The sequence below is a fragment of the Pseudoalteromonas sp. S327 genome (assembly GCF_005886415.1).
In the GTDB taxonomy this organism is placed as follows: domain Bacteria; phylum Pseudomonadota; class Gammaproteobacteria; order Enterobacterales; family Alteromonadaceae; genus Pseudoalteromonas; species Pseudoalteromonas atlantica.
This window is the reverse complement of sequence record NZ_PNDP01000053.1, coordinates 24,888-46,622: the sequence shown is the minus strand read 5'-3', so window position 1 is coordinate 46,622 and position 21,735 is coordinate 24,888. Positions and strand designations below refer to the sequence as shown.

General features: G+C 42.8%; 16 protein-coding genes. 8 read left to right on the top strand and 8 right to left on the bottom strand.

What is annotated here, in order from left to right; all coding sequences use genetic code 11:
• Nucleotides 1-111: 111 nt before the first annotated feature.
• Genes eat through CWB60_RS16305 form a run of 3 tightly spaced genes read right to left on the bottom strand, consistent with a single transcriptional unit; the run spans nt 112 to nt 3,817 of the window.
• Nucleotides 112-1,515, bottom strand: coding sequence for an ethanolamine permease (eat, locus tag CWB60_RS16315; RefSeq protein WP_096042685.1), 1,404 nt, complete (start codon nt 1,513-1,515; stop codon nt 112-114).
• Between the two features lie 20 nt (nt 1,516-1,535).
• Nucleotides 1,536-2,414 carry an ethanolamine ammonia-lyase subunit EutC gene (gene eutC, locus CWB60_RS16310; protein ID WP_138580022.1) on the bottom strand — a complete coding sequence of 293 codons (879 nt, stop codon included), beginning with the start codon at nt 2,412-2,414 and terminating at the stop codon, nt 1,536-1,538.
• The gene (locus tag CWB60_RS16305; RefSeq protein WP_138580021.1) at nt 2,414-3,817 is read right to left on the bottom strand and encodes an ethanolamine ammonia-lyase subunit EutB; all 1,404 of its coding nucleotides are present in this window, start codon (nt 3,815-3,817) and stop codon (nt 2,414-2,416) included. The genes eutC and CWB60_RS16305 overlap by 1 nt, the downstream gene beginning before the upstream one ends.
• 219 nt (nt 3,818-4,036) lie before the next feature.
• Between CWB60_RS16305 and CWB60_RS16300 the strand changes: the two genes are divergently transcribed.
• Together CWB60_RS16300 and CWB60_RS16295 are read left to right on the top strand one after the other, a co-directional pair.
• Complete coding sequence (locus tag CWB60_RS16300) at nt 4,037-5,005, top strand: helix-turn-helix domain-containing protein (RefSeq protein WP_138580020.1); 969 nt, start codon at nt 4,037-4,039, stop codon at nt 5,003-5,005.
• Between the two features lie 1,039 nt (nt 5,006-6,044).
• A complete protein-coding gene (locus tag CWB60_RS16295) occupies nt 6,045-6,608 on the top strand; it encodes a cytochrome b (RefSeq protein WP_054982087.1) in 564 nt (187 codons plus the stop codon).
• A 31-nt stretch (nt 6,609-6,639) separates the two neighbouring features.
• On the opposite strand, the gene arfA is transcribed toward CWB60_RS16295, so the two are convergent.
• The 3 genes from arfA to CWB60_RS16280 form a co-directional block, all read right to left on the bottom strand.
• Nucleotides 6,640-6,840: an alternative ribosome rescue factor ArfA gene (arfA, locus tag CWB60_RS16290; protein WP_024032961.1), complete on the bottom strand. Its 201-nt coding sequence runs from the start codon at nt 6,838-6,840 to the stop codon at nt 6,640-6,642.
• Nucleotides 6,841-7,001: 161 nt separating this feature from the next.
• Nucleotides 7,002-9,542, bottom strand: coding sequence for a TonB-dependent receptor plug domain-containing protein (locus CWB60_RS16285; protein ID WP_138578905.1), 2,541 nt, complete (start codon nt 9,540-9,542; stop codon nt 7,002-7,004).
• A 227-nt stretch (nt 9,543-9,769) separates the two neighbouring features.
• Entirely contained in the window at nt 9,770-10,747 is a 978-nt protein-coding gene (locus CWB60_RS16280; RefSeq protein WP_138578907.1) for a sensor histidine kinase, read from the bottom strand.
• Between the two features lie 111 nt (nt 10,748-10,858).
• Here CWB60_RS16280 and nosR point away from each other — a divergent pair, with 111 nt between their 5' ends.
• Both nosR and hemH read left to right on the top strand, forming a co-directional pair.
• A complete protein-coding gene (gene nosR, locus CWB60_RS16275; RefSeq protein ID WP_138578909.1) occupies nt 10,859-12,190 on the top strand; it encodes a response regulator c-di-GMP phosphodiesterase, NosR family in 1,332 nt (443 codons plus the stop codon).
• Between the two features lie 286 nt (nt 12,191-12,476).
• On the top strand, nt 12,477-13,496 hold the full coding sequence (hemH, locus tag CWB60_RS16270; RefSeq protein WP_064385809.1) for a ferrochelatase: 1,020 nt from the start codon (nt 12,477-12,479) through the stop codon (nt 13,494-13,496).
• 229 nt (nt 13,497-13,725) lie between these two features.
• On the opposite strand, the gene CWB60_RS16265 is transcribed toward hemH, so the two are convergent.
• Nucleotides 13,726-14,883: a benzoate/H(+) symporter BenE family transporter gene (locus CWB60_RS16265; RefSeq protein ID WP_004589605.1), complete on the bottom strand. Its 1,158-nt coding sequence runs from the start codon at nt 14,881-14,883 to the stop codon at nt 13,726-13,728.
• 377 nt (nt 14,884-15,260) lie between these two features.
• On the opposite strand from CWB60_RS16265, the gene CWB60_RS16260 reads away from it, so the two are divergent.
• A complete protein-coding gene (locus CWB60_RS16260; protein ID WP_138578911.1) occupies nt 15,261-15,977 on the top strand; it encodes a protease inhibitor BamI-like protein in 717 nt (238 codons plus the stop codon).
• Between the two features lie 60 nt (nt 15,978-16,037).
• Complete coding sequence (locus CWB60_RS16255; protein WP_138578913.1) at nt 16,038-16,781, top strand: zinc-dependent metalloprotease family protein; 744 nt, start codon at nt 16,038-16,040, stop codon at nt 16,779-16,781.
• Between the two features lie 136 nt (nt 16,782-16,917).
• Here the strand turns inward: CWB60_RS16255 and CWB60_RS16250 are convergent, their stop codons facing one another.
• A complete protein-coding gene (locus CWB60_RS16250) occupies nt 16,918-18,141 on the bottom strand; it encodes an alkaline phosphatase family protein (protein ID WP_138578915.1) in 1,224 nt (407 codons plus the stop codon).
• Nucleotides 18,142-18,332: 191 nt separating this feature from the next.
• Between CWB60_RS16250 and dgt the strand changes: the two genes are divergently transcribed.
• Nucleotides 18,333-19,799: a dGTPase gene (dgt, locus tag CWB60_RS16245; protein ID WP_138578917.1), complete on the top strand. Its 1,467-nt coding sequence runs from the start codon at nt 18,333-18,335 to the stop codon at nt 19,797-19,799.
• A 139-nt stretch (nt 19,800-19,938) separates the two neighbouring features.
• Nucleotides 19,939-21,612, top strand: coding sequence for a cell surface protein (locus tag CWB60_RS16240; RefSeq protein WP_138578919.1), 1,674 nt, complete (start codon nt 19,939-19,941; stop codon nt 21,610-21,612).
• Nucleotides 21,613-21,735 lie beyond the last annotated feature (123 nt).

Sequence of the window (21,735 nt, the reverse complement as noted above, 5' to 3'; positions counted from 1 at the left end):
AAAATGAGAGATGGTATCTACCGACAAAATTAACACCGAGGTAAATTACCTTGTAGACGCGCAGCTTGCTGGCGTTTTAAAAGCAACGCTTTTACCCTAGTGTTAACCCCCTTAATTTGAGGCGGCTAAGTCCGCTTCAGCATCGGCAAGCATGGCAAACTCTTCATCTGCACTTTTAGCGACTAAATGCTTAGCGCTATAACCAAAGTAATAAGCTGCACCAATCACAAATAGCACTACTGTGTATAAAAATGCACGAGGGTCAAACGCATACACACCCGTTAATGCAATAAGCGATAACACTAGCGCAATACCCGATGTAACCACGCCACCTGGCGTTTTATACGGGCGAGCTAAATTAGGTTGCTTAATACGTAACATAATATGGCTCAGCGCCATTAACGCATACGATACCGTTGCACCTACCACCGCCATGGCTAGCATTAAATCGCCCTCGCCACTCAGTGAGGCAATAAACCCAAAAATAGCGGGTACAATTAACGCACGCGCTGGTACTTTGCGCTCTGTAGTAATTGATAACGAACGCGGCAAATAGCCCGCACGCGAAAGCGCAAACACTAAACGGCTATAACCATAAATAATCGAAAAGAACGACGCGACCAATCCCGCTAAGCCTAAAATATTTACCACAGTGGCTAAGCTTGTATTGCCCGTGGCGTTAAGCGCATCAACTAAAGGAACTGCACTGGCACCCATTGCGTTTGCACCACCGGCAGCGGGAACTAATACCACAACAAGTAAAGCGGTAAACAGTAAAAATAACATAGCGCCAATAATGCCTTTAGGTACATCTTTAGCTGGGTTTTTAGCTTCTTCGGCAGCAAGCGGCACGCCTTCTACTGCTAAAAATAACCACATAGCAAAAGGCAATGCAGCCCACACACCATACCAACCAAGTGGTAAAAATTCATTTGCACCTGCGGCATTAGTTACTGCAACATCAAATAAATTAGCCGCGTCAAAATTAGCAATTAACGCCACGGCGGTGGCAATAATAGCCAATACTGCTAAACCACTTATCACCATCATTACTTTTAGCGCTTCACCCACACCCGCTAAGTGAATACCTACAAACGTTAAATAAAACAGTGCATATACCCACGGGCCATTAAAACCCGTTAACGCCTCAACCGCCGAGCCAATAAATATAACAATGGCGGCGGGGGCTAATGCATATTCAATTAATACCGCAAGGCCAGTTAAATAACCCCCTGCTGGGCCCATTGCTTGTCGTGCAAAACTGTAACCGCCACCCGCCGCAGGAATTGCTGCCGACATTTCAGCAAGCGATAACACCAGCGTTAAATACATTATTGCCATTAACACCGCAGCAATGGCAAATCCGCCCCAGCCGGCTTCGGCTATGCCAAAGTTCCAGCCTGCAAAGTCGCCCGAAATTACATACGACACCCCTAGCCCTGCAAGCAATAACCAGCCCGCAGTGCCACTTTTTAACTGCCTTTGTGCAAGATACTCTTTATTGTTATTAGACATATTGACCTCTTTTTATGGTTTTATTCCGCGATTAAAAAATTTGTGGTTTGAACCTGATGCTCTATTACATCGTCTTGTGTTCTGTCTTTTAAGTTAACCCCAGTAAGCCCGCGCTTTTTGGCCTCTTGCAGTAAATATACGGCTCTTCGGGCAGCCTCAAAGTAGCTAAGCCCTGCAGGGCGAATATTAGAAATACAATTACGGCACGCATCGTTAAGCCCCGTTTTTGGCTCCCACGTTAAATAAAGGCCAAGGCTGTCGGGGGAGCTAAGCCCTGGGCGCTCACCAATTAATACCATTACCACTTGTGCGTTTAACAGCTCGCCAATGTCATCACCAATCGCTACGCGGCCTTGCTCTACTAGGGTAATTGGCGCAATTTTGTAAGGTGAGGGCTCAGTAGGAAGCTGCTTTAAAAGCTCGCTTATAAATGGCGCTACGTTTTTTTGTACCGCCAACGACGAAAGCCCATCAACTACCACAATGGCTAAATCGTATTGCGCCTGTGTACTGCTTTGCCTACTTTGCATAGTATTTAAAAGCGTTGTACGCCCTGCTTGGTTTAGCTTTCGGCCTAAATCGGGGCGCTGTAAATAGGTAACACGATCAACAGCCTCACTTTGTACACTTAGCGGTTTTTCAACCTCGCTAAGCGCATCAATAGCACTGAGAGTTTTTGTCATTTCGCTAATATCTAACGGAAAGTTAACCGCATCGCGCGCCTGAGCATGCGATAGCTGAAACGCTAGCATTTCAGATGTAGGTAAACTAATGCCTGCGCGGCCAAGGCCTATACGCGCATCGGTAAAACGGCGTAAATCGCTCCATGGGTTTTCAACCACTTTGCCATTATCGTGATCGTGGCTGCTTTGCGTGTTTATGCTTTTAACCGCTTTCATTACATGCCTCCTTGTACTGCTTTTAATGGCTTAGCAAAGGCAGTTGGTAAGGTGTTTGATAAAATAGTCTCGGCGGTATTTTCCATAATTTTCATTTTGCTAAGCCACGCTTCAAACTCGGGCGCTGGGCGCGAGCCTAAAACTCGGCGCACATATAAGGCATCATGAAATGAGGTAGTTTGGTAATTAAGCATAATATCGTCCGAACCAGGAATCCCCATTACAAACGAGCATCCCGCCACACCTAATAAGGTAAGTAAGTTATCCATATCGTTTTGGTCGGCCTCGGCGTGGTTGGTGTAACACACATCGCACCCCATAGGTATGCCTAAAAGCTTGGCACAAAAGTGATCTTCAAGCCCTGCGCGGGTAATTTCTTTACCATCAAATAAATACTCGGGGCCAATAAAGCCTACAACGGTATTAACTAATAAAGGGTTAAACTTGCGTGCTACAGCATAAGCACGCGCCTCACAGGTTTGTTGGTCAAGCCCATGGTGTGCATAAGCCGAAAGCGAGCTGCCTTGCCCGGTTTCAAAATACATTACATTATTGCCAACCGTGCCACGCTTTAAGCTCAGCGCAGCATCTTGCGCCTCAGCTAGTGTATTTAAATTAAAACCAAAGCTTGAATTTGTGGCTTCTGTACCGCCAATAGACTGAAACACCAAATCAACCGGCGCGCCTGCTTCTATGCACTCTATGGTGTTAGTTACATGGGTAAGCACGCAGCTTTGTGTCGGAATTTCGTATTTTTGAATTACATCATCCATCAGTGTCATTAACTTAATGGCTTGCACTACGTTGTCGGTGGCGGGATTAATGCCAATTACCGCATCGCCATTGCCGTATAAAAGGCCATCGAGCATGCAGGCAGCTATACCATTTATGTCATCGGTTGGGTGGTTAGGTTGCAAGCGGGTTGATAAATGCCCAGGCAAACCTATGGTGTTTCTAAACGCGCTTTTTACGTGGCACTTTTTAGCAACAAGTATGAGATCTTGATTACGCATTATTTTACTTACCGCAGCGGCCATTTCAGGGGTAATGGCTTGCCTAACACTTGCAAGTACCGCAGGCGTTGCAAAATCACTTAATAACCAGTTTCTAAAATCTCCCACGGTTAAGTGCGATATAAGCTTAAAAGCGTTTGCATCGTGCTCATCAATAATAAGGCGTGTAATTTCGTCTTGCTCGTAGGGAATAAGTACATCGTTTAAAAATGTTTTTAGCGGTACTTCGGCCAATGTCATCTGCGCTACAGCGCGCTCTTGTGCCGATTGTGCAATAACTCCCGCTAACCTATCGCCCGAGCGCTGCGGCGTAGCTTTAGCCATTAACTGCGCTAAGCTCTTGAATTGATAAGTATGTGTTCCTAAAGTATAACTGTACGTATGCCCCATGATTTACTCCGCATAACTAATATTACAAACCTTGGTATAGGTCTTGCCTCATATAAGCTATAAATCAATTTTGAATAGTCACAAGAAGGCTTAATTTGTACCAAGTGGCTATCGAATTTTGGCAAATCGTTTTTTATTATTTTATTTCAGTAAGTTAATGCCTTTATTTGGCATTAACTTAAACTAAAAATATGTTTACTTTAAAAGAGCATCACCTATATGGCGCAGCAAGGCAGCAACAACGCACCACAAAAGAGCAAGGTATACACGCACGATATTGACGAGCAAGCCCACAACCTCACTCAATGGCAGCAAAAGTACGACCAAGTAAGCGATGGCCGCTTTTATGGCTGTATAGAAGGCGTAAATTACAACGATATTCATGCTTTTAAAGAGTACACCGAGCGTGCACTGCGCCAGCAATGCAACATAGCCCCTAACTCTATTTGGCTTGGCATACCGAGTCAGTCGCAGCAAAGTAAAATTAATGGCCTTGATGTAGCGAGCAATCAATTTATGTGCCGTACCAGCAGCAGCGACTTTGAGCTAATTACCCCTGAACAATTTGATATTTACGGTTTGGTTATTGATTGGCATTCAATTGAGTACATGGCGCAGTTACAAGGCGTAACTATTAAAAACCTATCATCTGCACAATCTGCTCGTTTAACGGTAAGTGACTCATCGCTGCAAACGGCAAGGCAAATTATTAACAGTATGGTTATAAATAAAGGTTTTGGGCTTAAACCAGAGTCACAGCAAGATATGCTTAGTATGCTAACACTGCATTTACTGCAAGCCGATAACCCGCAGCAAAACATAGCCCCAAGCTACAAACACCGTAAAGCGGTGGTCGATAAAGTAAAAGAGTACGTGGCAGCCAACCCACAAAAAACAATAACCATAACCGAACTTTGCGAGCTTACTTTTGTTAGTAGGCGCACGTTGCAGTACAGTTTCGAAAGCATTTTAGGTATTAATCCGCTTAGGTTTTTGCGTTTAACCCGTTTAAATAACGTAAGACGGGAGCTTAAAATGGTTGGTCAAACTAAGCCTATATCAATCATAGCGGCCAATTGGGGGTTTTGGCACGCAGGGCAATTTACTAAAGATTACACGCAGTTATTTGGTGAAAACCCCTCTCAAACCATCGCCAATAATTTAAAAGAAAGTGGCCTAGATTTTTAGATGCTTAGCATCGCGCGTGAGTAAGCTTTTCGCGCCTACCAACAAGACTATCACCGAGGTAAATTACCTTGTAGACGCGCAGCTTGCTGGCGTTTAAAAGCAACGCCTTAACCGAGATATAAAGTGATTGTTTCACCATCGAGAAGCGAAGGAGAATAGCTGGAAAAGTGACTAAGCGTTACGGGTGTTTTCTCTGTGTAGCGCGAAGCGCCTCGGTGTACTCGGTGGTGATATACAGATAACTTATACCAAGTTACTTTGGCTACTCATTTACTTCTCTATCCCTTCTCTTTGTGCATTTTTGTATTAAAGCTCAATTAATCACAAAGAGGTTAAGAGGCGCTTCGCTTTTAGAGAAGTAACGAGCATCGCGCGCGAGCAAGTTTCGCGCATACCGACAAAATTAACTCCGAGGTAAATTACCTTGTTGACGCTCAGCTTGCTGGCGTTTAAAAGCAACGCCTTAACCGAGATATAAAGTGATTGTTTCACCACCGAGAAGCGAAGGAGAATACCAAGAGAAGTGACTAAGCGTTACGGGTGTTTTCTCTGTGTAGCGCGAAGCGCCTCGGTGTACTCGGTGGTGATATACAGATAACTTATACCAAGTTACTTTGGCTACTCATTTACTTCTCTATCCCTTCTCTTTGTGCATTTTTGTATTAAAGCTCAATTAATCACAAAGAGGCTCAGAGGCGCGTCGCTTTTAGAGAAGTAACTAGCATCTTGCGCGAGCAAGTTTCGCGCCTACCACTTTTACTTCTCTATCCCTTCTCTTTGTGCATTTTTGTATTAAAGATCAATAAATCACAAAGAGGTTCAGAGCCGCGTCGCTTTTAGAGAAGCAACTATCATCTTGCGCGAGCAAGCTTCGCGCCTACAACTTTCACTTCACGTTGCGGGTTTATCCTTTTAAATTTAAGAAATAAGTTTCGTTAACCCTACTTTAACCCTCTATAGTTTAAGCTAGCTGCATTAATGTAGATTATTCAATTGTACACGCAACTAAGCGCCACTTTTTAAGTTAGGAATAACCACAATGAAACTTACAAAAGATACAACAAGTACGTTAAGCAACACCACCATAAGCCTGCATTGGATTGTAGCTATTTTAATTATTGGGTTATTAGGCTCAGGCCTATATATGGAAAACTTTAAAGCGTTTTTTCTAATGAGTTGGCACAAGTCATTTGGCGTAATGCTGCTTGCTTTTGCGTTATTAAGAGTAACATGGCGCATTGTAAATGGCTGGCCAAAGCACGATGTTAAACACCCAAATTATGAGCAAGTGTTAGCTAAAATTGTGCATTACGTTCTTATAATAAGCATGTTACTTATGCCTATTTCGGGGCTGATTATGTCGGGCTTTGGTGGGCATGGCGTAGAGATGTTCGGGCTAGAGCTTATTCCGCACAACCCCAACCCAGAAAACCCACAAAAAAGCCTCGCTTTTAACCAAGGCTTAGCAGAGATAGGAAAAACCGTTCACGGTATTACAGCAAATGCGCTTCTTATCGCGTTAGGTTTACATATTGTGGGCGCTTTAAAGCACCATATTATTGATAAAGACAACACCCTTACGCGTATGCTTGGCAAAAAGTAGGTAGTTAAAAGTCTTATTTGATCGGTGCTATTTAAGCCGCGATTAAATAAGACTCTCGTCCTACGTGTTTGTTATTGCGCTTAAACGAGCCTTTCCCTTTTTTAGCTTTAACCACTTGAGGTTTAAACACTTTAGAGGTTACTAGCGCCGCCAGCGCATTATGATTAATAACACCTCGGCCGGTGTCTACCGCACTATTATTTGCGGCTTTGGTTTTCGATTTTTTAGCCATTTTATTTCCTAACTATTTATAACAATAAGAACCTTAAGAAGTGGCGATTGTATGCCTAATTTTCAACCTTGCAAGTATTTTAACGCTCTTTTTCATAATAAATAAACATAAAAAAAGCGCAGTAAATAACTGCGCTTAGTAACAAGTTTTAGCTCAAATAATTAAAATTCAAAGCTTACTTTTGCATAATAAGTACGCCCGTCAAAGCCGTAAGGCAATGCACGTACAGGGTATTTAAACGCGCCGTTGGTAATAAAGTTAAGCACTTCGTCATCACCTAGCTCATCTGGGGTTTCATCAAAAATATTATCAGCCCCTACCGATACGTTAAATATTTCGTTAATTTGGTAGCTAACGTTTAAATCCACTAGTACTGCTGATTCAACTGTACTAGTTGGTTTAAACGACCCCGTAGGCGAAAGCTCACCTGGTAAAGGGATGTGGTCATTACCAAAGTATTTAACGTCTGTTTCGCCAAAGTAATTAAAGCGAAGCGTTGTTTCATACGCATCACGCTCATAGTCAAACGTTAAAGTTGCGCGCTCACCTGGCTGGCCGTCGGTAAAAAAGCTACGTTGTAAATCATCAAACGCCACCGACTCAGGAATACCTTCTTCTGCGTTCACGTTATCAATTTTAGTGTCGTTTAAGTTACCCGCAAAGGTTACTCCAAAATTACCGCCCTCTACATCAGTACGGTAAGAGGCAATAATATCAACACCTTGTGTAGTTGAATCTACAGAGTTTGAAAAGTAGTTAGCTTGCACTGCGCCGGTTGCTTGAAGCGCAGCTACGGCTTCATCGCTAAAGGCAACATCCTCTGCAGAAAGTAAACTACCAAGCGTAATACGGTCTTTAATTTCTACGCGGTAAAAATCAACCGTTAACGAAAGCTCACTTGTTACATCGTAAACAAAACCAGCACTGTAGTTAGTTGAGGTTTCAAGCTCTAGGCTATCTACACCTAACGCACTTGGAAAAGCAGTCCCCGTATTTGCAGTGAACGACTGCGTAAGTGTGCCATCTGAGCCTAGGTTAGTTGTAAATGCGGTATAACCACTTTGCTGAAGCGATGGCGCTCTAAAACCAGTAGAAACCGCACCACGTACTGCAAAGTCATCGTTAAATTCATAACGTGTTGCTAATTTACCAATTAAGTCATCGCCCGCATCTGAAAAGTCTTCGTAGCGCAACGCACCACTTACGTTCCATGCATCCGTTACCATGGTTTCTACATCTACATAAAACGCGTAGCTGTGGCGATCGCTCTTGTTTGTTGCCTCTGGGCGCAAACCGTTATAAGCCTGAAAACCACACTCAGCAAATTGATCAGGATCGTTTACTGACGGGTACGAAGCATCGGTATTTGCCAAGCCACATGCGTAAGAGGCTTCATCGCCAGGTACTATTTCGTAGTTTTCTTTACGGTATTCAGCACCAATAGTTACATATAAAGGCTCATTGCGGCCAATATCAACGATGCCGTTAAAATCAGCATTAACTGTTGTTTGATCAAATCTAAAACCACCAGAGTAACCGCCGCTTGGGCCTGCATTGGCTGCTATATCGGCATCGCTTGCATCTGGGTTGTTAAATACGTACTCCGCCGCATAAGAGGCATTTATAGTATTACGTGAGGTAAAGTCGTATTTGTTTTCGCCATACACTGCCGATACATCGTATCCCCAATCTGGGTTTATATCGCCTCTAAAACCAACCGCTACTGAAATATCTTCAGCTTCGTTATAAATGCGGGGTAAAAAGCCATCGCTGTATACTTGCGTTACATTTTTAGACGCTTCGTTAAAGTTACGGTAAAAACCATTACCCAGCGCGGTACGCTCAGAATAGCCACCAAATGAGTACAATTCGCTGTCGCCCATTGGCAAAGCCATGTTGTAAAACAACGAGGTAAATTCACTTTCTGAGTTACCTTGGCTCCAACGTACATCTTCACTCAGCGTGCCTGGCTCAACATTTAACGACCCACCGGTATCGCGCTCTGCACGGTTAGTGCCATCGGCATCACGATACTCAAATGATAAATTAATAAAGCCGCCTTCGTTACCTAAGTCAAAACCACGATTTAAACCTGCAGAAAGCGTATCGCCGTCGCCTTCACTGGTGCCGCCGTACTGTACGTAACCCGTTGTTACGCCAGTTGAATTATTAAGCGATAAGTTAATTACGCCAGCTATCGCATCAGAGCCATACTTAGCTGCTGCGCCATCGCGTAGTACTTCTACACCTTTAAGCGCAGTTAGCGGAATGGCGTTCATGTCGGTGCCGGCAGCGCCTGCACCTACAGTGCCGTTAAGGCCAAAAATAGATTGATTATGGCGGCGCTTACCGTTAACCAACACTAACGTTTGATCTGGCTGTAAGCCGCGCAGCGTTGCTGGTCTAAATAAATCAGAGCCATCAGATACTTGCGTACGAGAAAAGTTAAACGACGGGGCAGTAGCTTGCAGACTCTGCCCTAGTTCTGTAAAGCCGCCTTTGTTTAAATCATCAGCGTCTATTAAATCAATAGGTGACGAAGACTCAGTAGAGGTGCGGTTAGAAACGCGCGACCCTAATACAGAAATTTGTTCGATATTTTGTGCAGCCTCAACAGGTGCTTCTTGAGCGCTTACAATGCTTGGTGCGCTTACGGCAAACGCAACAGCGGCAGCTAATGTATTTAAACGGTATGTTGACATGGTGACGACCCTGTTTAGTGTGTTCTTTAATATTTGTTATTGCGATGTAACGCATCGCACTGGGGAACATCCTAGCAACATATGCAAATAAAAAGAAATGAAAAAAACTAAATAATAGGTCTAACTATGCAAAAAAATGTAAATACTAAAAAATAACACTTAAACTTGTTCAAAACACATACAATTAAGGATTTTAATTTCAACCCCAAATCAAGTTAACACTTTATTTACAATGGGTTTATCACGCTTTTTTGTACTTTTACGGGTAACCAACAACAAATGGTAGTACCTGTTCCTAAAGCACTGCTAACTTCTATTTTTCCGCCGTGATCTTGCAAAATAAAGTTAACAACGGTCATTCCTATTCCTAATGAGTGGGCGGTTTTATGTGTAGTAAAAAAAGGCTTAAATAAGTGCGCTTGGGTATTTTCATCCATTCCACAACCGTTATCTTTCACTTTTATACATACCCCCTCATTTTGCTGCGTTACGCTTAGTTCAATAATGGTGCCTTTTTCTAATTCATGTTCGCACGCTTGTTGAGCATTTAATAACAGCTCAACAAAAATTTGGTGAATAGACGACAGCTCCCCCCAAATAAGCGGCACTTGCTCAAAATTGGTTTTTATTTCGCAGTATTTAAGCTGCCCTTGCAACACGCCTAAAGCAGAGCCTGCAACCTCGCTTACATCTATATATTGCTTGTTATAGGTACTTGTAAATTGGCTAAGGTTTAATAAATTATGCACGGTTTGCTTTATGCGCTTTAAACCATCTAGGCTTTCGCTCAACTGCGAGTAAATTTCGTGTCCATTCCATGCTAGTTCGTATTGTTTTTTTAGATCAACCAACACGCTTTTAAATTGCCCTGCATTTAATTGGCCGGTTAAAAACTGCTCGTTATAGTGAAGAGATTTTGATAAAAGAGGGCTAACATATTGCAAGCTTTCTATATTGCTAATTACATACGAAAGCGGGTTATTTATTTCATGCGCAATACTGCAAGACAAAACACCCACACTTGCCATTTTGTCGGCCTGAACAAACATTTGCTGATACAAGGACAGCTCAGCAACGTTTTTGGTTAGTTCGCCATTTAACACAACTAACAATTGGCTTTTATCGGCAAGCAGTTGCTCTGCGGCTATGCGCTTTTGCTGCTCATCTAAAAAGGCTTGTTTGTAGTCGTCGGTTAAAGTGCTCATCCTATTCGCTCCATAAATACGCATCCATGTATAACGTTTAGTTTGCCATACGTAATTATGCAAACTAGGGGCAATTTTTAGGCTATGCTTATTATTTTAAAAGGTAGCACTATGACCCAACCAGCAGACGCTGCACATTCAATCACTGCCGTAGATGTACTTTGTGTTGATGACGACGAAATTGTTCTGCGCTCACTAACCTCCCTATTAAAAAATAATAACTTTAGTTTTATGACCTGCAAAAGCCCAGTGCAAGCGCTTGAGCTTTTAAACAGCCACGAATTTAGCTTAATTATTAGCGACATGAAAATGCCCACCATGAATGGTGCGCAATTTTTAGAGCAAGCCCGTAACAAAGCCCCCGAAACACAACGTATTTTATTAACCGGCTACGCCGAAATAGAAACCACCCTAGCAGCTGTAAACCTAGCGCAAATTAACGGCTACATACAAAAGCCATGGCAAAACGATATGCTTTTGCGCAGCATTAACGACAGCATCGAAAAATTTCGGCTAAAAAAACAAAACAAGCAACTCGAGCAGCAAGTAAAACAGCAAAACAAAGAACTTCTCGAATTAAATAACTCGTTAGAGCAACGAGTAGAAAAGCGTACAAAGCAAATTAAGCAGGTACTTAAACAGCTAGAAGATGCAAACGAGCGCGAAAAACACGAACACAAAGCCACCGTAGAGCTACTTTATAATTTTATAAACGCCAACCCATACTTAGATGGCAACAAAGCGCAAAAAATTGCCGACACCTGCACCCAAATAGCACTGTACTTAAACCTCTCGCAAAAAAGTATAGATTTAGCCCCCATGGCGGGTTACTTAGCGCAAATAGGTTTGCTTGCTATGGACCCAGAGCTCTATAAAAAGCCAGTGAGCCGGCTAAGCGAGCAACAGCGCAAAGCCTTTTATACGCACCCTAGCACAGCACAATTAATGCTGATGCCTGCAATACATTTACATGATGTATCTGATGCAATTTATCATCAATATGAGCGCTTTAACGGCAACGGTTTACCAAAAGGATTAGCAGCAAACGACATTCCTATTGGCGCTATGGTGCTTAGCGTTGCTCGCGATTATTGGAACGCATTTGAACAAAGCCAAAGCCCCACAGACAAAGAGCGCCACAGCGATGCACTCGAAAGCGTAAAAATGTACAGTGGCACTTTTTACCACCCTAAAATTGTGCGCGCACTCGAGGCAAGCCATAGCAAATTAAATGAGCAACTTAATAATGCGGGCTCTATTATTATATGCAGCGCTCAAGAGCTAAAAGCCAATATGATTTTAGGCCATACGTTACACAGCCACAGCGGTATTATGTTGTTACCTAAAGGCCATGTGTTTGGTAAAAAATCCATCGAAAAACTACAGCAACTAGAAGCCAAAAAACCGACCCCATTTAGAATAATGGTAAAAAGTGCTAAATGAGTGATCTAAACTGTGGCTTTTTTCGTTACAATTACCGTAAATAAGCTAAACTAATTCAAACAGGTACCTGTTAATCTGGGTATATATTTTAAACTGTTTAATACCAATCCGCTTAATTAAGTAATTTATTTTGAGGGTGGAAAAACGTGTTGATAGTTAGGCAAAAAAATTCGCTATTTAGTTGTTCTAAATGAGAATTGCTTAACGCTGGTAGCGACACGTTTAGCCCCGCAAAATGATTAAGTATTATTGCGAATTGGTATCACATTGCTTTAAGGAGCACAGCGTGTCGCGATTTTCTGCAGTCACTGACAATCCCCACGACGGACGTTTTAATCAAAAAACGGGCATTTTACTTACCAACTTAGGCAGTCCAGACGCGCCCACCCCTGCGGCACTGCGTACCTACTTACGTGAATTTTTATCCGATCCGCGCATTGTAGAAATTCCACGTTTAGTGTGGATGATAATACTGCACGGTATAATTTTGCGTATTCGCCCTAAGCGCTCAGCAAAACTATACGAAAGCATTTGGACCGAAAACGGCTCGCCGCTAACACATATTACCCGCCTGCAACGCGACAAACTAAACGCGCTACTCCAAGAGCAAGGTTACACCAATACCGAAGTTGTTATGGCCATGCGTTACGGCAACCCTTCAATAGAGGCGGGCCTTGAAGAGCTGCGCGAAAAAGGCCTAACGCGCATAATTGTACTACCGCTTTACCCGCAATACTCAAGCCCTACCACCGGCTCAACATTTGATGCCGTATCAAGAGTATTGCAAAAATGGCGCTGGGTGCCAGAGCTACACTTTGTAAATGGTTATCACAAAAACACCGCTTACATTGATTCGTTAGCTAGCAGCATTAGTGAAGATTTAGAAAAAAACGGCATGCCACAAAAATTAGTTTTTTCATACCACGGTATGCCAAAGCTATTTTTAGATAGAGGCGATCCTTACCACTGCCTATGTTTGCAAACCACGCGTTTAGTGGTTGAAAAACTAGGCCTTGATAAAGATAAAGTAATTAGCACTTTTCAAAGCCGCTTTGGTAAAGCCGAATGGTTAAAGCCATACACCGACGCCACGCTTGCATCGTTACCTGATGAAAACATTACCGACGTTGCAATTTTAAGCCCTGCTTTTAGCGCCGATTGCTTAGAGACACTCGAAGAGCTTGAAGAAGAAAATCGCGAAATTTTTGAAAACGCAGGCGGCGAAAAGTACCGTTACATAGCCGCTTTAAACGACAGAGACGATCACATTAACGCTTTATATGATGTGCTAAAACCAATGCTTTAAACGCATCTTTATTGCCTTAACGTAAAAAAGCGGTGTTAAATTTAACACCGCTTTTTTAGTTGTAAGATAAGCATTTATTAAATGTCATAGCCACTATTTACGCGAGCAAGCTTCGCGCCTACTACCAACAAAATTAACACCGAGGTAAATTACCCTGTAGACGCGCAGCTTGCTGGCGTTTTAAAAGCAACGCTTTTACCTGTTTTAACCTATTCATAGGCACTTTTATTTAACTTTTACGGGTGATCATCAACGTACAAACGCCGGCAATTATTCCCCAAAACGCAGAGCCCACCGAGAGCATGGTTAAATCAGATGCGGTTACCAAAAACGTAACTATTGCAGCCTCTGTGTATTGGGCTGAGCTTAAAGCTTGCTGCAAGCTATTAGCAATGGTGCCAAACAACGCAATACCCGCTAAGGCTAAAATTAATGCCTGGGGTAAACTTGCCACTAAACCAACAAGCGTTGCCGCGCAAAGTGCCATAACAATATAAAATACGCCTGCGGCAATACTTGCCCAATAGCGTTTATCGGGGCTTTTATCGGCCTCGTCGCTCATACAAATAGCAGCGGTAATAGCGGCTAAATTAATAGAGTACGTACCAAACGGCGCAGTTAAAATATTAATAAAACCAGTTACATTAAGCGTAGCTGAGATAGGCGCTTTATAATTATGAGCCTTTAGTACAGCAATACCCGGTAAGTTTTGAGAGGTCATGGTTACTATATAAAGTGGTAAGCCAATACTTATACACGCTTGCAAGTTAAACACCGGCGCTATGTATGCAAACTCACTTATTTTCCAATGAATAGCGCCAGTATCAATATGCCCCATTTGCCACGCCAGTAGCACGCCTGCAACTAAAACGCTAAGCATGGCAAAACGCGCAAAAAATCGTTTTCCTAAAAAATACATAAGCACCATTAGGCCTATAACCAGTGGTAGCTCATTCATAAAATTAAATACATCTATACCAAAGGTAACCAATACGCCTGCCAGCATGGCACAGGCAAGTTCGCTCGGTATACGGTTCATTATTTTTTCAAACCAACCGGTAACCCCAGACACAAAAACCAATGTAGCGGCAAACATAAATGCACCAATGGCTTCGCCTAAATGGTAGCCCTGCGCGCTGGAAATAAGTAAAGCCGCCCCAGTGGTAGACCATGCAATTAAAACGGGCACTTTATAATAATACGACAACCCAATAGTGGTTATGCCCATTACCAGCCCTAGCATTAAAAGCCAGCTTGCGACTAAATCGGGCGTGCCGCCAAGGGTTATAACAACTTGATAAATAAGCGCAATAGAACTTGAAAAACCAATAATAACAGCCACCAACCCTGCGGTTGCTCGATTAAGCAGCTGATCGGAAAACGTCATAAAATCCCTCTTAATTTTAGATTTTTAAGCCCACAACATACGTTGCCTATTTACGCTTTGCAATTAGCGTTTACGCTATTAAGCGTGAAAAATATTCATTATTTTAAAATTTTTTTTACCTATAAAGATCACACCTTTCATTGCCAAATTAAAAACAAAAACAATTATTCGCTTACGCTTACACCCCGCTAAAACTCTATAAAAACCCATCCTTTTTAGCTCAACAAACAAAACCCATTATAGGTAAATTGTTTATTTACAATCATTTACAATGCAAATAATTAGCACTTTTATACTACCATCACCAACTTGATCTAATTCTCTAGATGATATAAAACGTAACAATTAGTTAACTAAAAACCCCGTAAGAGAAACAAATGAAACGCGCTATTTTAATAATTGTTGCCCTTGGTCTATCTGCATTTGCTATTTATCAGCTGCTATTTAATACCGAAAAACCTCAGCAGGTAACGGCGCCTGTTGCAGTGGATATAGTGCCCGTTGACTCTCAATTTGCAGCAAATAAAAAAGCACCACAGCCCATTGATATGAGTAAAGATCCCGTTAACGTAAAACCTAAAACCATTGAGGCACCAGCGAAAAGCAACCAGTTTGAGGCTATAAACAAGGTATCTGAAAAAGCTAAAGAGGTACTTACCAACGCCAACGTACTACCAAGCGATTTAAACAACGAAGCCTACATAGAGTTCGACCTAAATACGTTACAAGCCCTTGAAGCTGGCGACTCGTTTGATATTTCAATTCCGCAAACCGTTGAAACCTACAGCGCCGAAATCACCTCGTTATCGGAGGCGAGTAATGGCGATAAAAGCATATTTGGCCAAGTTATTGGTGCCAATGGGCAACTACACACCACGGTTATGACCGTAGGAAACGATGCAATTTATGGGCAATTTACCGCACCTAGCGGCAATTACGTTTTTGAAAGTAAAGGTAAATATGGCTGGATTGCAGCAAAACGCGACTTATACCAAAACCACATAGAGCATCACGTAGATGCACCCACACCAAAAACAGATAAAACCATAGATATGTTTGCCCCAAAAAAAACTGAACAACCCAACACGCAGTAACCCAACTAAATCAATCAGCAGTAAAACTTCCAACCACTACATAAGTAAGGAAATATAAAAATGAAAAAACTAATCTCTACGGCAGCCATTGCCAGCGCGCTATTTGCAACCAGTGCAGCACAGGCAGTAACGATTGATATTGGTATTTTATATACCGACCAATCGGCCGCAGCTACGAGTAACATAAACACTAAAATAAACCAGCTGATCGCCTTTAGTAACCAGGTTTATAGCCAAAATGGGGTAGACATTACACTGCGTTTAGCGGGAACAGAAAACCTAGGCGATTACGCAATTACACCGTCTGAAGATTGGTTAGATGCAGTAACTAACAGCAGCTACGTAGATGGTTTACGCACTAGCTGGAAAGCCGATATGGTTGCCGTACTTGGTACCGGCCAAAGTGCGGGTAATGGTTTAATCTCGTGTGGTTTAGCTTGGGTTGGCCAAGGCACTAACGGTAATTTATACAGCTCAATGAGCGACCGTATGTACTCTATTACTGCTATTGACTGTGGTGCCACTACGTTTGTACACGAACTTGGTCATAACCAAGGCCTAGCGCACTCACGTAAACAAGGCGATACATCGGGCGGCGTATATGTTGATGGAATGGGCCACGGCGTACAAAACGAATTTGCAAGTATAATGGCTTACCCGCATGTTTACGGTAGTGCAACGCAATACGATTACTTCTCTAACCCTAATTGGAGCGTAAATGGCTTAGCTTTTGGTGTAACTAACCAAGCGTATGCTATTCGTACGGTTACTGACACTAAAACAAGCATTGCTAACTTTAAGTAAGTGATTTAAAGCTGGCTGTATATAGCCCACTTATAATTATTTCCCTTTAGAGCGCATTTGCGCTCTTTTTTATTTGGCTTAGGGACTGTTGAGCTTTCAAGGTTAAGTCACTAAAAGCCTAAAAGTGCGCAGTTAATTAATGCACTACTATTTTTTGTTTTATAGCAGGCATTAACGTTTTACCGTCACCATCTACTTTACTTAAAAGCTTAAGCCCCATTGCTTTTGCAAGTACCGGGTAAATATCAAGATTATTTACCTTTTCAAGGCTTAGCCCTTGTTTAAAAGCAGGCCCTACTGCAATTAATGTAGCCGCCATATCATCGGTATAGGCATAGCCATGAGTACCTAAGTACATTGCTTTGCCTTCGTTAGTAAATACCGCTGGCGCATTAGTTTGCACAACAATATCGCCCACACGAGTGCCTTTATTGTAGTGATATGCTGCTAATTGCTCGTCGTTTAATACCGTATAACGCCCGTTTGCGGCTTGTTGCAAACGTTGTTTGTAAGTTGTAATTTGCTCGCTTGTTACAGCAGGCTTTGCATAAATAAGTAACCGCGGGCCGGTATTTTTAACTATAAAATTATCGTTTTGAGGCAATGTAGAAACATCAATACTTTGCTCTGGGTTTACATGCGCCATACCGTGATCGGATACAATAACAAGGTTAATCTCTTGCTCTAGCTTGCTCAAACGGGTTTGTAATTGGCCCATTAGTTCATCTAATTGTTTTACCGCATCGCGAGTTTGCGGTGCGTCTGGGCCAAACTCGTGGCCCATGCTATCAACAAGCGAAAAATAACTTGCCACAAAACGTGGGCGCTGCGCTTTAGGTAAGCTTAGCCACTGTATTATTTGATCAACACGGCCTTGGTACTCACTGTATTTAGAATAATGAAAGTAATAGTCGGGCGTCATACCGTTAAAGCGCGCATCCGACTCTGGCCAAAAATAAGTAGCCGACTTTAGCCCCTGCATTTTTGCTAAATTCCAAAGTGGAATGCCATTTACCCACGTGCTATCGCGCATACCTTTACCCATGCTGTAGCACTCGTTTTTACGGGCTTTATCACAAAAATTATTATCTACAATGCCATGATTTACCGGCAGCAACCCTGTAATAATAGAAATATGATTAGGAAACGTTTTTGTTGGGTAAACAGGCATTAGTTTTTGCGCGCGTACACCTTTAGCAGCCATTGCTTTTAAATTAGGCGCGCCGTGTTTTTCTATATAATCCCAACGCATGCCATCTATTGATATAAGTACAACGGTTTGCTCTTTTGCCGCATATGTCGCTTGGCTGGTTAACACTAAAAGAGCCAACATCATCGCCTTTAAAAATACATACTTCATTACAAATACTCGCCTACATTAAAATGCGTTAAATACTGAAAAATATAGCTTTATAATACAATTGCCAGGCCTTAAATGATACAAGCACCTGTACCTAACTCGTCTAGATGTATATATTAACTAGTAAGTATTTAAAACGAATGACAACGCGCATTTACTTTGCCAGTCGTCACCACTAAGCAAGGACTCCGATGACTATCGACTTTAGTAAAAAAATAACCCCAGCGCGCATGTATCGCACGACTGCAAATTTACAAATGGCGATGGAAAGCGATCGCGGTCGTATAATTAACAGTGCAGCTATTCGTAGGTTGCAGCAAAAAACCCAGGTTTTTCCGCTAGAGCGAAACGCAGCGGTGCGCTCGCGCTTAACTCACTCACTAGAAGTACAGCAAGTTGGCCGTTTTATAGTACAGCGCATTTTTGCAAATTTAAGCTTTGAGCAACAAACCGAGTTTGGCTTAAAAGGGCTAGAGCGCCCACTAGAAAGCCTAGTAGAAATGGCCTGCCTAATGCACGATATAGGCAACCCACCCTTCGGACATTTTGGCGAAGCTGCCATAAATCACTGGTTTAATAACAATTTAGCAAGTGTTACACCAGCGCGCTGCCAAGAGCAAAATACCGGTATAGGGGTTATTTTTAAGCACCTAGCGCACGATATTTGTAATTTTGAAGGCAACGCCCAAGGCATACGCATAATTCATTCGCTACTGGGGTTAAACTTAACTTATTGCCAAAGCGCGGGCATTTTAAAGTACACCCGCCCCGCGGGATTAAACCCAAAAGACATACCGCAAAATAAAAACTACTTAATGAAAAAAGTAGGTTACTACTACAGCGAAAAAACCTTTATAGAGGCATTGCAAAACGAGCTGGTTATAGAGCCATACTGCCGCCATCCGGCAAGTTACATTATGGAAGCCGCCGACGATATTTCGTATTGCTTAGCCGACATAGAAGACGCCGTAGAAAAAGACATAATAACCACCGAGCTACTTTGTCAGCAGCTAAAAAGTGAATATAAAAAAGCCCTTATAAACCTAACCATTGACGACACCGAACACCTAAATTTTGTAGATAAAGCGGTAGATTACGCACTAGAGCGCGCCAACGCGCAGCCTTACAACTTTAATAGCGAGTTTTTTATTTATCTGCGCGTGGCCTTGCTTCACCCGCTTGTAAACCACGCCGCAAAGCGTTATATAGAGCACATTGAGCCTATTTACCACGGCGACTTTAACCAAGCCCTACTAGAAGATAACAGCCACCTACACGCCGTTACTAAAACCCTTAAACAGGTGGCGCTTAAGCATGTGTTTTCTCACAAAGAGGTAGAAAAACTCGAACTACAAGGCTATCGCATCATTAACGGCCTGCTCGATTGTTATAAACCACTGCTACAACTTAACAGCGACGATTTTAAACGCGCATTAAATGGCGACTCACGATTATTAATCGAATCGCGTTTGGTTAAAAAGCTCTCTAAAAAGCACTTAAATAGTTATCAGCACGCCATAGATGCCATGCAAGAAGAGCCCGATCACTTTGCCGCTTACGAGTTTTACTACCGTTGTAGGCTAATTCAAGATTACATAAGTGGCATGACCGACCAATTTGCCTACGACGAGTATCGCAGCTTAATGGTGATTGATTAACGAGGGCGTGCTGTTGGGTGGTTTTTACTTATCTCACTAGGTTACAAACCTCACTCCGCGATTTAGTCGCCCTTAGTGCCTAGATATATTTTAATTTTGCGCTTAAAATCAGACTATTGATACTTAAGCGCCGTGTTTTATGATTATTAGACTCTCTCAACTTATTTTTTGCTTTGCTTTATTTTACAGCAACCAAAGTGCTGCCTATAACGAAGCCATGTGTATTTTAATTAAGCAAGAAATGCAGCAGTACAGTAATAATAAAGCCAGTGCCAAATACCGCAGCGCCGCACGCGATTTTAAAAGAAACTGTAATAAACCCAAGCAAGTACAAACAAAACCACAACCTGTAGAGCCGCCAGTTGTTGAACAAGAGCCACAACCACTTACCCTTACCCCCGAGCAAGAACAACAGCTGCTTGAGCAAATAACTGCGGCCGAAAAAGCAATAAAACAAAGCGCAAGCAAAGCAACTACAAGCTCTCAGCCTACAAATCAAATAAGCCAGCAAAGCTCAGAAATTAACGAGCCTAAGGCTGCGCCAATTAATACAGGAAAGGATGCGCCAAGCACACCTAAGGGTGAACTTGCGCCTAATAGCAGCGAGTTAACACCTACCACTAGCCAAGCGCAGCCGGTGGCCACTGAAACAGGCCCAAAAGCAGCGCCTATAATAGAGCCTAAAAAAGAGCAGCCAACGGTTAATACAACGCCCAAACCCGCACCTGTACTTATACCTGCGCCAGTTGCAGAGCCACCAAGTTCATTATTGTTACCAAGTTTGCTACTGCTTATTGTGGTATTAATTGGCGCCATGGTGGTTATACGTTTACGCCGCGCTAAACAAAATAAGCCCGAGCCGCCTGTTGCTCCAACGGCTACAGCCCCAAAAAATAACAACAAAAGCGCAGCGCAAGCAGCACCACCCAAAACGGCTCCAACCCCAAGTGATGAACTTTCAAAACCAGCTGTGCCCACGGTTTCGGCCCCGAGTGAGCCAGAGCCTGCAAGCTCTAATGCACCAATAAACGAGACAATTAACGAGCCATTGCCTGCCAATACGCAAGCCACAGAGGCTGAGCCAGAACAAGCTAAACCAGAAGAAGATGCACCAGCACCTGAACCTAAAAAAGTAGCGCCAGAGCCAAACACCGCAGAGTTTGAAGCTGCCGCAAAAAATACATTAGCGCGTATTCAAAATGCAAAAGGCTTTGCAGAGCCCGAGGTAAGAGAGTTTAACCCAGATGCTCCTTCGGTTAAGCGCACGCGTAAGCACAAAGCCGCCGCGGTAGAACAGCCAAAAGCAGAGCCCGTTGAGGAAGTAAAACCACAAGAGTCTACTCTTATAAACGAACCGGCTGCGCCTAGTAACCCTATCACTGAGCCTAATACCAGCGCGCAGCTGCATACAGCCGATAAAAACAGCGAGCTTGATCAAACCACGTTAAATAGCGAACACGACTTTAAAGAGCCCGAAATTCGCACCTACAATCCAGATGCGCCTTTAAAACCAAGTAAAGAACCTGCACAAGCTACAGTTTCAGCAAAACCAAATAACGAACCCACGTTAGATGCGCCAATATCAACAGCTCACCAACCACAGCCAGCTCAAGAAAAGCCAGCGCAACCAGAGCCTGAAAGTACGCCCAAGCAAAGTGATTCTAGCAACCCATTTGCAAACCTTTCGCTAGATGAAAGCTGGGACCCAAACTCAGATAAAAAGCCCGTGATTGAGGAAAAAAAGAAAGCGCCTAAATCACAAGCCTTAATAGAGGCTGAAGAACGCGCTAAAAACATGCAAACAAAAGAATAGCCGAGCAAATAAGCTTGATATTATTGCTCTAAACAAACAATTTTTAACGCAGCAAATACGCTATTTAAAGATAAAACTGCCATTACTCAATTTCCAGCACAAAAAAGCGGCCACAAGGCCGCT